Annotated in this window: 9 protein-coding genes and 1 pseudogene; 3 read left to right on the top strand and 7 right to left on the bottom strand. The window is 51.2% G+C overall.

Features of this window, described 5'->3' with window-relative positions; translation table 11 throughout:
- The first annotated feature begins 61 nt into the window (after nucleotides 1–61).
- Both ACX1DY_RS09650 and ACX1DY_RS09645 read left to right on the top strand, forming a co-directional pair.
- Nucleotides 62–1,024: a hypothetical protein gene (locus tag ACX1DY_RS09650; RefSeq protein WP_458963981.1), complete on the top strand. Its 963-nt coding sequence runs from the start codon at nucleotides 62–64 to the stop codon at nucleotides 1,022–1,024.
- Nucleotides 1,025–1,042: 18 nt separating this feature from the next.
- A complete protein-coding gene (locus ACX1DY_RS09645; RefSeq protein ID WP_458963980.1) occupies nucleotides 1,043–2,059 on the top strand; it encodes a CapA family protein in 1,017 nt (338 codons plus the stop codon).
- 17 nt (nucleotides 2,060–2,076) lie between these two features.
- On the opposite strand, the gene ACX1DY_RS09640 is transcribed toward ACX1DY_RS09645, so the two are convergent.
- The 5 genes from ACX1DY_RS09640 to ACX1DY_RS09620 are packed head-to-tail and all read right to left on the bottom strand — an operon-like array spanning nucleotide 2,077 to nucleotide 8,666.
- Complete coding sequence (locus ACX1DY_RS09640; RefSeq protein ID WP_458963979.1) at nucleotides 2,077–3,906, bottom strand: histidine kinase; 1,830 nt, start codon at nucleotides 3,904–3,906, stop codon at nucleotides 2,077–2,079.
- Nucleotides 3,903–5,444: a helix-turn-helix domain-containing protein gene (locus ACX1DY_RS09635; protein ID WP_458963978.1), complete on the bottom strand. Its 1,542-nt coding sequence runs from the start codon at nucleotides 5,442–5,444 to the stop codon at nucleotides 3,903–3,905. The genes ACX1DY_RS09640 and ACX1DY_RS09635 overlap by 4 nt, the downstream gene beginning before the upstream one ends.
- Before the next feature lie 15 nt (nucleotides 5,445–5,459).
- The gene (locus ACX1DY_RS09630; RefSeq protein ID WP_458963977.1) at nucleotides 5,460–6,293 is read right to left on the bottom strand and encodes a carbohydrate ABC transporter permease; all 834 of its coding nucleotides are present in this window, start codon (nucleotides 6,291–6,293) and stop codon (nucleotides 5,460–5,462) included.
- Complete coding sequence (locus tag ACX1DY_RS09625; protein WP_458963976.1) at nucleotides 6,290–7,252, bottom strand: carbohydrate ABC transporter permease; 963 nt, start codon at nucleotides 7,250–7,252, stop codon at nucleotides 6,290–6,292. Before ACX1DY_RS09625 ends, ACX1DY_RS09630 begins: the two co-directional genes overlap by 4 nt.
- Nucleotides 7,239–8,666, bottom strand: a complete 1,428-nt coding sequence (locus ACX1DY_RS09620) for an ABC transporter substrate-binding protein (protein WP_458963975.1) — start codon at nucleotides 8,664–8,666, stop codon at nucleotides 7,239–7,241. The genes ACX1DY_RS09625 and ACX1DY_RS09620 overlap by 14 nt, the downstream gene beginning before the upstream one ends.
- Before the next feature lie 183 nt (nucleotides 8,667–8,849).
- On the opposite strand from ACX1DY_RS09620, the gene ACX1DY_RS09615 reads away from it, so the two are divergent.
- Complete coding sequence (locus ACX1DY_RS09615; protein ID WP_458963974.1) at nucleotides 8,850–9,638, top strand: hypothetical protein; 789 nt, start codon at nucleotides 8,850–8,852, stop codon at nucleotides 9,636–9,638.
- 293 nt (nucleotides 9,639–9,931) lie between these two features.
- Here ACX1DY_RS09615 and ACX1DY_RS09610 read toward each other — a convergent pair whose 3' ends face one another.
- Both ACX1DY_RS09610 and ACX1DY_RS09605 read right to left on the bottom strand, forming a co-directional pair.
- Complete coding sequence (locus tag ACX1DY_RS09610) at nucleotides 9,932–10,522, bottom strand: S-layer homology domain-containing protein (RefSeq protein WP_458964305.1); 591 nt, start codon at nucleotides 10,520–10,522, stop codon at nucleotides 9,932–9,934.
- A gap of 654 nt (nucleotides 10,523–11,176) precedes the next feature.
- A pseudogene (locus tag ACX1DY_RS09605) lies at nucleotides 11,177–12,310 on the bottom strand (Ig-like domain-containing protein); the annotation flags it as partial.
- Nucleotides 12,311–12,373 lie beyond the last annotated feature (63 nt).

Here is a 12,373-nt window from a genome sequence, read left to right as displayed (position 1 = left end):
AGTCTGTCGCCTAATCGCCTCCCGCTGAATACATTTGAAATATAAGATGCTTCAGGAGAGGATGTTGGCTGTGCAAGCTGTTCCTCATGATCACGTTCAAGGATGGATCGCCTACACGTCGGACTGTGGTGGAACGTTCGACATCTGGCTGTACCGGCCGCGGGACGGTTATAATTTTCAACTTACACAGGGACTTGGCTTGGAGTTTTCCGTTCCCTACTGGTCCCCGGACAACAGGAGAATTGCTTTTATCGGCACCCGCAATGTGGTCTACCTGATGGATACCGTCACGTTCACCGTTGCCCGGATTGACCAAATCGAATCGTACACGCTGCTGGACTGGTCCCCGGACAGCCGGTTTCTCACGTATGTCAAAAACGGACGAATTGTCATTTATAATACTTTCTCGCATATCAGCTATGTCATCCCCGAACCGGGCGCCAGCGACGTCCAATGGTTCCCTTCGGGCACAGAGCTTCTGTTCGCGGCTGCGGATTCCACCGGTAACACCCAGCTCTTCCGCATCAAGACCGATGGTACAGACCGGAGACAAATCACACACAATACAGACGGACCCCTCCACAACGTTCGCCTTTCCCCGGACGGCACCTTCGCGCTTTATACGTTCCCCGGTGCCAGCATCTCCATCATAAGAGCGGTGGATCTGGCGACGGGCACCCTCTATACGCTGGAAGGCGGACCGCTCGCGAAAAACTATTTTCCGGCATGGTCCCCGGACTCCCAGAGCATCGCCTACAGCGCAACCGACTATAAAACACCAAATTATTATTCACTCATTCAAACCGCCAGCCGTACCGCTCAGAATGAAAGGACGCACGCAGTCTCCGACTGTTTCTCCACCCCCGTCTCCTGGTCACCGGACGGTGGCAAAATTGCGTATTTATCAGGATGCGCAGGTGCAGAAAACGCAAGTCAGCTATGGATTGCCGATATCAGGGAGAAGTTGCCGGTAAATGTCCTCATCGGTGGCCGGATTACCGCCCTGCAGTGGTCTCCTAAATAACAAAAAAGGTGGATAACGATGACGGAAATACAACTAGCTGCTGTGGGAGACCTTATGGTCAAGCGGTATATTATTTCGGATGCCAAACAATCCGGCGGAACCTATTCGTTCCATCCCCTGTTCGCCAAAGTGGCTCCTTATCTGCGACAGGCGGATCTGACGATTGGAAATCTCGAAACCACATTTGCCGGAAACGGGCGGGAAAGCAGGAAAAGTCCACGGTCTGGCGGCCCGATCTTCAAGTGCCCGGACGAACTGGCCCCTGCGCTGAAGGAAGCCGGATTCGACGTATTGGTCACTGCGAACAACCACTGTATGGATTATGGTGCCCCAGGTCTGATTCGGACGCTGCAAGTACTGGACCGTAATGGAATCAGCCACACCGGTACATCCAGAACTTTACAGGAAGCCCAGAAGGCGCTGATCAAAACCGTAAAAGGGATTACGCTCGGAATTCTCTCCTATACGTCAGGAACCAACAGGATTCCCGTACCGGCGAACCGGCCATGGCTGGTCAACCGGATACAAACCGGCAAAATCCTTCGGGAGATTCAGGCTTTGAAAAAGAAAGTCGATCTGGTGCTGGTATATGCGCATTTCGGAAACGAATACCAGTACACTCCTAACAAGTGGCAAAAGCAGCTGGTTAACCTCTTTTTTAAAAATGGCGCCAACATCATCCTGGGCTCTCACCCGCATGTTCTTCAGCCGCTAGAGGTTCGGGGAAAAAAACAATTCGTTATTTACTCGCTCGGTAATTTTGTTTCGACGAAACTTAAGAATAATCCCCATACACAAAACGGAATCATCCTGACTCTGAAAATTAAAAAGGATCAAAAGGGAAACACCAGTATAACCAACATCGACTACATCCCGACCTGCGTAGAGCGAAGAATGGCAAACGGCCGCGGAGTTACAGAGATCATCCCCATCCATGATGCGCTAAAGAAGAGCGGCTCTGATAGAAAATCTGGGCGGCAAATTCACCTGAACCGGATGCTGAAGCATACGACGATGATCTTGAGGAGGGGGTAGCTCCAGGTCATACGGGCTTAAAAAGGAATCACAACAGTCACGACCGTTCCCGCCCCGATCTCCGATTGAATCTGCAGCTCCGCCATCTCGCCGTACATCAATTTCAGGCGTTTTTTGACATTTCTCAGCCCAATGCCTCCGGCGTCATGGATCAGCAGAGCTTCGATGTGGGCTTTGGACATCCCGCCTCCGTTATCCGAGACCGAGAAATATAGCCGCTCCCCGGCTTTTCGCCCGGAAATCATAATCTGTCCGTCACTCTCAACCGCCTCCATGCTATGGATAATTGCATTCTCAACAATAGGCTGCAGGAACAGCTTTGGAACAACGGTCCCGGGAGGCATATCCTCCACATCATATTGAATCTGCAAAACTCCAACATAACGTTTCTCCATAATATGAGTGTAGCTCTTCAGCCAGTTCAGATCATCCTCCAGCAGCACATCCTCCTGTTCGTTGTTGACGGTGTACTGGAGCATGGTGGAGAGGCTGACAATCATTTGACTGATTTCATTATCGTCCCGCTCCAGAGCCATCCAATTGATGATATTAAGCGTATTGTAGAGGAAGTGGGGATTTAGCTGGAGGTTGAGCGCGAGCATCTCTGCTTCTTTCTCACGTCTGGTGCTTTTATAATTTTCCTCTATCAGCTCAAGAATCCGCTCATTCATCTGATTGTACCGCTTGACGAGAATGCGAAATTCCAATTGCGACTGGTCGGGAAGCTTGGTGGAAAAGTCTCCGGCCCCGGTTAATTGAATCGCCGCCATGATCTTTTTGATCGGCCTCGTCAGGTGGCTGGAAATCACATAAGAAATGGCGACCGACAACAGAAGCAGCACCAGCGTAACCAACAGATCCGTATAGCTGACGGTGGGCAGGTTGCGGAGCAACTGGCGGTATGGGACAACGTATACGGTTACCCAGCCGGTAATGGCGGAAGAAGCATAACCAATCAATACGTCCTCCTTGCCCGCCTTGACGAGTGAAGTGCCGGAAGCAGACTTAAATTGATGCTGATGCCACATGTTCTCATCCGTCATGCCAAGCAGTGAGTTGTCCGGGTGGGTCACGATCTGCCCATCCCTGGATACGACATAGAAATAGGACCCCTGCACCGCAGCCGTTGGGGCCATAAATTGCCGGTAATATTCCTCGTTAAAATTAATCAGCAATACAGGCCGCTCCACCTCCTGAGGCCAGCTTCGGCTCATGCCGTCTATGATCGGAGAGATATTGAGCAGCCGTCCTGTAGAAAAGACCATACGGAATCTGGCGTCCATTCCGCCAAGCTCCGGCTGGCCGAATATTCTTGTCCAGTCATATGTGGGGAACCACAGCAGGCTTCCATTTGCCTCCACAATCTTTTGGTAAATATAAGAATGTGCGAACCCGAGCGGGGGGACAGATACAAAGAGAGAATTGGTAGTGTACGCCGGAGCCCCTCCTCCGAAGCTATAGTAGCTGGTAACGAGCTGTACCGTATAGAAATCCTGCTCGTTGCGGAAATACTTGTTCAGAATTTCCGTGGCCTTGCGGTCCATTTTCAACAAATCATAATCACTTTGCGGCCGCTGCCGGTTAAACAGAGTGAACAAATCCGGGTCGGAGATAAGGTCGATGGTTCTGGATTCGATATTGTTCAGCATCAGGTCGCTGATCTCGGCTTTCTTCCTTACGATCTCCAGGATGCTGTCTTTGGCGTTGCTGACAATGATATTTAAGCTTGTCTTATAGTTGATAACGGCGTTAGTCACCGAAGGAATCGAAATCAGCAGGACAAAACAGAGAATCAGCTTTGTTCTCAGCTTCATGTTTTTCCATGAATTACGCACTGCACTGTTCATAAATCGGTATCCGGCCTGCGGGTCAAGGAGCGGTATTCTTCCGGCGTGAGGCCTGTTTCCTTCTTGAATACACGGTTGAAATACTTCACATCGTGATACCCAAGCTGTTCAGCGACCCGGTACACCTTCACATTTGAACCTTTCAGCAATTCTTTGGCTTTCAGCAGCCTGAGTCTGGTCACATATTGATTGAAGGTCATATGGAGCCGGCTTTTGAAATACTGGCAGAAATAGCTGGAGCTAAAATGAAACATGGCCGCGACCGTTTCCTGGGACAGGTCTTCCATGTAATGGCTGTCGATATAATCAAGACACCGGGACATGACTCCATCCTTCCGTTCCCGCTTCGCATCCGCCAAACTGCGGGCGATCTTCTCCATAAGCCCGGCTGCGGACGCAATCAGCTCCGGGTAGCTGCTAATGTCATCCGTGAAGCAGGAAGCCTGCTGCAGCAGACTTCCCCTCACATCCTCCCGTAAGCCTTCCAGGTCATAGATCACCTGGAACAGTAGCTGCCTAACTTCCCGCAGCAGCTCCTCCGGCATTGGCGGGGCTGTTTCTCCAAGCATTCGGGAGACCGCTCCCTCTGCTGCGGATTCAAGCCGGGCAGTCCCATCCCAGCAAGTGACCGCCTCGCATAACATGCTTGCAAGCCGCGAGTCGGAGGCCAGCCGCCGCCCGGTATCCAGCCCGCCTTCCGCAGCCCAATATACCCGCTGCTCCCCCGGCTGTGCATAGAAGCGGCGCTTGGCCGCATACCTGGCTTCGGCATAAGCTCTCGCGGCATCATCAATCAAATGCTCTGAAGGGGTGCTGATCCCCACGGTCAGCCCGAGTTGCACAAGCCTCTGAAGCATAGCTCCGTCAGGCTGTACGCCGCTCGCCATAACCAGCAGGCCCGGTTCAAGACGGGAGGCAAGGCCCGCAGGCGGACCATACGGGCGCAATAATTCCACAACCTCATCGGGTGAAATTCCCCCTTCCGTACAGACCACTAGCAGGCTGCCGCTGCCGCTGAATCCAAGCATGCTCTGGATTTCCTCTTTGTCTTCTGCCGCAAGCTGATCTCCTTCAAGCCATCTGTTCAGCAGCCGATCGCGGTATGCCGGTTCCGCAGCATCCAGCCTGACTGCAAGCCGCTCATATTTGTGCAGGGTGGCGTACTCTTGCTCCAGACTTTTTTCCGTCTTCTCCAGCACCGAAATGAACTTGAGCGGATCAAGCGGCTTCAGCATATATTCGAAGGACCCGAGACTCATCGCTTTTTGCGCATATTCAAAATGACTGTATCCGCTTAAATAAATGATCCTGCGCGGAGAGGACTGGGGAGCAAGCTGCTCCAGGAAATGCAGTCCGTCCATAAGCGGCATCCTGATGTCGGTGATGATGATCTGGAAGCTGCGGGCGCTGCATTTATCGGCAGCCTCCCGGCCATTCCTTGCTGTGACAATGCCGTATTCCGGGCGCAAGCGGCGCAGCATACCGGACAGCCCGGACAGGTGCGCCGGTTCATCATCTACCAGCAAAATATCGTACAAGCTACTCACCCCTTATCAGCCTTTGATCCCGGTCATCGCAATGCCTTCAATGAAATGCCGCTGCGCGATCAGAAAAATTACCAGCGAAGGGATAACAATTACCGTCGTTGCCGCCATCATCAGATTCCACTGGGCCGAATAGGAGCCTTGGAATAACGTCAGTCCCTGCATTAACGTGTAATTTTTCTCGGAAGTAATAAACGCCAGCGGACCCAGATAATCATTCCAATTGGCCAAAAAAGTCAGCAGGCCGATCACAATCATCGCCTGTTTTGCAAGTGGAACTATAATCCTCCAATAAATCCGAATATGTCCCGCTCCGTCCACCTTGGCTGCTTCGTCAAGCTCACGCGGAATGCCCAGGAAGAACTGCCGCAGCAGAAAAATATTGAACACCCCTCCACCGAACCATGCGGGAGCCACCAGCGGAACGAAGGTATCCGTCAAGTGGAGCGCGTTCCAGAACACATATTGCGGAATCATGACCACGAAGAAGGGAATCATTAGTCCGGTTAAAATAACCCCGAACACCTTGTCTCGCCCTTTCCAGTCGATACGTGAAAAGCTGTAGGCACATAATGAGCTGGAGAGCAGCACACCCACGATAGCTAATGAAGTAATCACTACGCTGTTGACAAAGAAGCGGCCAAACGGATAGGCGTCCAGCGCCGTGCGGAAATTATCCCAATTGAATACCTTCGGAATCAGTCCCGGCGGAATCTGATACAGCTCCCCCATGTCAATCAGTGACGTACGAACCATCCAAAAGATAGGAAACAGACAAAACAAGCTTCCCAAAACAAGCAGCAGATATATGACGATTTTGCTAATCAACGATTGCCGTTTCACTGCCGTTCCCCCTTCCCTTCGTAATAAACCAACGATTTGGAGAAGAAGAAGATCAAAGCTGTAAACAGCGCAATCACGACAAACAGCAGCACGGAAATCGCACTGGCACTGCCCATCCGGGAGGACTTGAACCCTTCATTGAACAGGTACAGCACATAGAAAAGGCTTTTATTATTCGGCCCGCCCTGAGTCATTACCGAAGGCTGGACGAAAGCCTGAAACCCGTTGATAAACGCAATAACCGTGTTAAAAAAGATAATCGAAGAAGTCATTGGAATAGTAATATAAATCAGCTTATGCAGACGGTTTCCGCCGTCGATCTCGATCGCTTCATACAACTGGGAAGGGATTCCCTGCAGCCCGGCCAGAAAAATCACGATGGTATTGCCCAGTGTCCAGAAGCTGAACAGGATCAAGGTCGGAACAACTGAGCCTGTATCTCCCAGCCATTGTGAAGTGGGCAGGTGCAGCCGCTCCAGCAAGTAATTGACGATGCCAAAATCCGGCTGCAGCAGCCACATCCACACCATTGATGAAGCGGCTAGCGGGATAATGACCGGCAAATAGAACACTCCGCGGAAAAAGGCTCTGCCCACAATTTTCTGATTCAGCAGCACCGCAGCAAAAAAGGAGATCACAATGCCCAGCGGCACACTGACAAAAACATAGTAGAAGGTGGCTTTGACCGCAGGATAAAAGAAAGGATCAGCACCGGTAAAGAGTGTCTTATAATTGTCGATGCCAATCCATTTCGGCACCATCCCTACACTATAGTTGGTAAAGCTGAGATATATGCTTGCAGCAATCGGAACAAGCACGAACAGCAGGTATCCCGCCAGTACCGGCGAAGCAAACAACAGGCCGTAACGCAGCTCCTTGACAGCACGCTGCCTGCTGCCGGAGCTCTTAAGAGGCTTGCGGGTTTGCGCCGCATTTGTTATTGGATCAAGGAGTGACATCATAACGTCCTTTGATTTCCGGCTGGATCTTCGGCTCCAGCTCCTTCATCGCTTCCAGGGCGGTTTTCCGGCCGAGCCACACCTCATCCATGCCTGAAAAAGTAATCGCATTGACTTTGGAGAAGTTTTTAATGTAGTAAGAGCCATTTGGAACTCCGTTCTTCAGCAGATTGTTCATCATCGCATCCTTGAAGCCGGAGGGGTGAGCCGGATTATTCTCTGCCCACTTCGCCACAAGCGCAGGATCGGTGTACCATTTGGTCATTGTAGGCATCCACAATCCGTCTTTATACAGATCAATGGCACCTTCCGGGTTCTCCAGAAATTTCGTCAGCAGCCAGGCTTCCTTCAGATGTTTGCTTGATTTATAAATGACGGAAGCCCCGCTGATGCCCATAGGAACGCTGCGTTTCATCTTGGGAAGCACACCTATGTCATAGTTGACTTTTGCCGCACCGAGATCGAGATTGATCCACTGCCCGTGCATCGACATAGCTGCCAGCTTCGATTGCAGCGCAACCGCCTGGGAAGGGATGGATTTCATTTGCACCGGCGATGGCGCAACATGATGCACATTGATTAAATCCGCCAGGCGCTGGATCGCTTCCGCTGCTTCCGGCTGGCTGAATCCGAATTTGCCGTCCTTGGTCACCCATTCGCCTTCATTGTTAATGACTGTCGCATGGACAGGTCCATGCCAGGTCTCGAAGGAAACTCCAAACTGCTTGATATTATTCGGGTCAAAATCGGGATCGCTGGCGTTTTTCCCATTTTTGTCGAGGGTCAGCTTCTTCGCCACTTCAACAAATTCATCCCAGCTCCAGGCCTGTTCCGGTTTGGCGGGGGGATAATCCACCTTAGCCGCATCGAAGAGGTCCTTATTATAGAACAATCCGAACGTCTCACCCGCCGTACTGATTCCATAGGCAAAATCCTCCGAGGACTTGAACCAGATATAATCCAGAAAATCACTGCGCTTCAGCTCTTTGTCGTTATCCAGCAGCTCGAACATATTGACGAATTTGCCGTCCTTCTGCCAAGGGTCTGCTAGCTCGCCATGCATATATCCCAGATCCGGCGCTTCATTGCCAGCCACCATTGCTGTAATCTTCGCATCATAATCCGCTTCAGGGATATGGATGGCATCCACTTTAATATTCGGGTATTTGTCTGTAAAAGCCTGGGTTGCCTTTTCAATGGCCGCTTTTTCCTGCGGACTGCCCCAGAACGTAAATTTCAGCGTTACAGGCTCCTGTGACTGCTCTGCGTTTCCTTGATCGTTTCCCGTTTTTGCCGGATCAGCCTCTTTATTGCCGCCGGAGCTTGAACACCCCGCCAACAGGGTTCCCACCAGCAAAATGCCTGTTAACAGCCAATATCGTGCTTTTCCCTGCCCTTTTGCTTTGCGCTTCATCATAACCCTCCCTAAAAGGTTTGTAGTATTCGGTTCCTGCTTTCATCATAGGGAATGCGCTTACAAACATAAATTCCAAATTTTTAATAATGGTGGATTATTTTATTGTATATAAATAAAGGGTTACACTTGAAGATGGGGAACTTATTTTATGTTGAAATTAAAGCAAGGAGGCTTCCTTAAATGAAAAAGAAATGTTATTTTTCTTTTTTCCTCATATTTAGTTTGTTATTATTTACCTCTAGCAGCTTCATCTTTGCTGATTCGTTTGCGCCGGCTCCAGGTGAGCAGATTAAGTCAAATATACAAAATGAATTCAAATTAAAGTATATGGGTTCGCTGAATGTTCTGAAATCAGAATACGGGCTCGGAGACACAGAAAATTTTGAGAATGCCCAAATAAGTTCAGGAACGGCTTATTACAAAATATCTGATGCTGCTAATAGCAGCGAGTTAGTTTTTGCAGGTTATATTTTTTCAATAAAACTGAATAACGTAGCTGTTGGAACAATTTTTTCAAACAATGATTCAGGTTCGTGGGAGATATTCAATATTTCGAATAATGTGAATTATGAGCAGCCATTGTTAGCCGCACAATCATCCCTTAAAGACGGAGAAGATGTGAAACTAGTTAGTGATATTAGATATGGTATAAATGCTTTGTACATTAGTGGGATAACAGGGGAACGAATACTAGATCTGAACAGCAGCAACGCTAAATCAAGCAGCCTCCGCGCAGAGAATACAATATCTAAATCAGTTTTTGATGAAAAAATAAAAAGCATTAAGGAAAACCGGGCTGCTTCACCCACTAAAGATGGCCTCCTGCAAATGGGGTCGGGTCAAGTTGATTTCACTAAATCTGAGGATGCCTCTAGCAACAAGCTTTCAGTAATTTTATTGCTCTGTGGCGTCATCTTAATAATTCCTGTCTTCTTGATCTTAAGAAAAAAGGAAGATGCCCGATCCTAAAGACCCGCATCTTCCTTCATTACGTTAAATCTACAATCCTGAGTCTATATAAGTTGAACTTTAGTTTTTCATATTAGGGTCTGGTCGTCACTGCGGGGAATGTTTGGACTTCCGGCCGCTGTTGTCTGCAGATTTCTTCAATTGTACCGCTGTTCGCGGTTGAAATCCGCTGACAGCCTATGCTTACGATGCAGCTTTCCTACGGAAAGCTCTCAGGCGGACGCTACCGCTCCTCCGGTTCCAAACTTCCCCTCCGTCACTTTACCCGTTTTATGTTTTTTAGTTCAACTGATCTAGTCTACAGCATGTAAAAAATTATAAATGGCCTGAGTGGTCTGGGCCCGGGACACCAGTCCCTGCGGATCGAACCGCCCGTTGCCCAGTCCTTGCATAATGCCGGAAGCCAGTGCTTGCTCCACCTGCACTTTAGCCCAGGCAGAGATTTGGCCCGCATCGCTTATGCCCTGTAAGTCACCAGCAACGGCACTGTGCCCCTGCTTGTATTGGTATGCCTTGACGAGCAGCACCGCCATCTGCTCGCGGGTGATCTTGGCGCTTGGGGCGAACGATGTTTCTGTTACCCCTTGAATCAGCCCGGCATTGTAGGCCGCTGCCACGGATTCGGCGTACCAGCTTCCGTCCTTTACATCCTGGAACGGGAGCTTGGCGCCTGTGCTCTTCAGATCAAGCGCTCTGACCAGCATAGCGGTAAATTCCGCCCGCGTTGTGGTTTCGGCAGGGGCAAACAAGCTGTCCGTCTTGCCTGTTACCACATGTTTTGCGCTCAGTGATTGCAGTGCGGCAAATGCCCAGTGGCCCGCAGGGATATCCGTAAATGTCTTCTCATAGGACAACACGCCATAGGTGCTGAAATGATTCAGCATAATGACAGCCTTCTTGCCCGCCTTATCCAGCTTGCCTCCCACATAGCTCCACTGTGAGGTCATCTCGTTCTTCAGATATACGCCGAGCAGTTCTTCATTAACCACCGAACCGGAGTATGGAAGCTCAGCGCGGACCGCCTGCGTAAAGGCGGACAGGGCTATTTCCGTCCCGTCTGCTTTGCGCATCACCAGCCCGAATTCATAGGCCGTGCCTTGTTGCCGGTAGATACCGCCGCTATTCCCGGCCGGAATCGTCCCGCTTGCGGCAGGAGCCAGCTTAACGATAAGGGCTGCTCCGCTGCGCTCTGCCTCTGTCAGTTTAAGTCCAAGCTCGCCCAGAACGGATGCCGGAATCGTCAGGGAAGCCCCTTTATCCCGGATCACAAGCGTTCTTGTTCCCAGCAGCGCTCCGGCGTTCACCGGCAGCGAGGCCCCGGTCTGCCCTTCACCCAGCGTAATCTCTACGGATGTTGCCTGCGGCTGTGCAGTGAAGGCATCTGCGCCAACCGCCTTCAACCCGGTAACGGGAGTGGCTGTTGGTGTTGATACTGCTGTAGGCACCGGCGTTGGTGTCGGTACTGGCGTCGGTGTCGGTGTCGGCGTTGTGCCGGTTACGGTCACAATTGCCTTGGCCGGCAAATCCGTACCTTCCGCCATGCCGGTCACGGTGAAGCTTCCGGCGTTCACATACTGCTGCGGTGCAATCGTCTGCCAGACGACCGGAACTGCGAGCGTTGACGCGTCACTGTACACCGCCGTTACCACCGACGGCAAGAGCGGCGCTTTACCGGCAGTTGTTGTAACCTTCACTTCCTGAAGGCTGACAATTACAGGCGCCTCTGAATCAAATACGGATACCTTCGCTACTGCGGGCAGCTCCGTACCGCCAGCCGCGCCGGTTACGGTGAATGCTCCCGGCACTGCGTACAGCTTAGGGTCGATCTCTTGCCAGATAACAGAGGTCTCGCCAAGCGTATTGTCGGAGTACGTTGCCTGCACTACCGTAGGAAGATCAGGAGGAGTTCCCGCAGGGGTGCTGACGTGCACCTCCTGCAGCGCCACGATCGTCCGTTCCCCGGCTTTGGTTACGGTTACCGATGCTGTGGCAGGCAAATCTGTACCCTCTACTTGCCCGTGTACCGTAAACTCTCCAGGCTGTGCGTAGGCATCCGCCGGTATGCTGTTCCAGCTCACTTCGGCTGTTCCTTCGCTTCCGTTCTCGTACACTACCCGTACCGAGTCCGGCAGGACAGGGGCCACTTTCGCAGCCGTCTTCACGCTGACCGGCTGAACACTTTGGATATCCTTATCCTCATACAACGCTTTTACCTGCGCAGCGCTCATTACACCGCTATAGATCCGGAAGTCATCCAGGCCGGCATTGAGCTGCGCCCCGTTGCCATAGCCGGAGACCCCAATTCTCTTCACATCATTCGTAGCTGTAATGGACCCCGGAGTGCCATCCATGTCAACCTGCTGGGCGACACCGTTTCTGTAGATCACACCGGTCTTGGTTGCCGCATCAAACGTAAAGACGACATTCGTCCATTCATTCAGCGGCAGGAAGTCCTCCGGCGACTGCTTCACATAGAAGCCGTTCGCTCCGTCCACGTACACGATGCTGGAGTTCCCGTTGTAGGTGACAAAAAATCCGTTGCCGGCATAGTTGCCCTCCGGCTTGAACCAGAGCAGCACATTCTCCTTGTCATTCATGGCTCCGGTGCGTTTGATCCAGTAGGACAACGTCATGCTGCCTGGCTGGAGAGCCTTATCAATACCGGCGGATATATAATTACCGCTTGTTCCGCTAAAGGTAAGCGATCCGTTCTTGTGTCCTTCCATGTCCCATTT

This window comes from Paenibacillus sp. BAC0078 (genome assembly GCF_054483875.1).
The sequence above is the reverse complement of the archived record's forward strand: the minus strand, read 5'-3'. Positions and strand labels throughout refer to the sequence as shown.

Excerpts from the sequence above, each read along its gene's own strand:
- ACX1DY_RS09650 (WP_458963981.1), top strand. The coding sequence starts at position 62 with ATGTTGGCTGTGCAAGCTGTTCCTCATGATCACGTTCAAGGATGGATC.
- ACX1DY_RS09645 (WP_458963980.1), top strand. The coding sequence starts at position 1,043 with ATGACGGAAATACAACTAGCTGCTGTGGGAGACCTTATGGTCAAGCGG.
- ACX1DY_RS09640 (WP_458963979.1), bottom strand. The coding sequence starts at position 3,906 with ATGAACAGTGCAGTGCGTAATTCATGGAAAAACATGAAGCTGAGAACA.
- ACX1DY_RS09625 (WP_458963976.1), bottom strand. The coding sequence starts at position 7,252 with ATGTCACTCCTTGATCCAATAACAAATGCGGCGCAAACCCGCAAGCCT.
- ACX1DY_RS09620 (WP_458963975.1), bottom strand. The coding sequence starts at position 8,666 with ATGAAGCGCAAAGCAAAAGGGCAGGGAAAAGCACGATATTGGCTGTTA.
- ACX1DY_RS09615 (WP_458963974.1), top strand. The coding sequence starts at position 8,850 with ATGAAAAAGAAATGTTATTTTTCTTTTTTCCTCATATTTAGTTTGTTA.
- ACX1DY_RS09610 (WP_458964305.1), bottom strand. The coding sequence starts at position 10,522 with ATGCTGAATCATTTCAGCACCTATGGCGTGTTGTCCTATGAGAAGACA.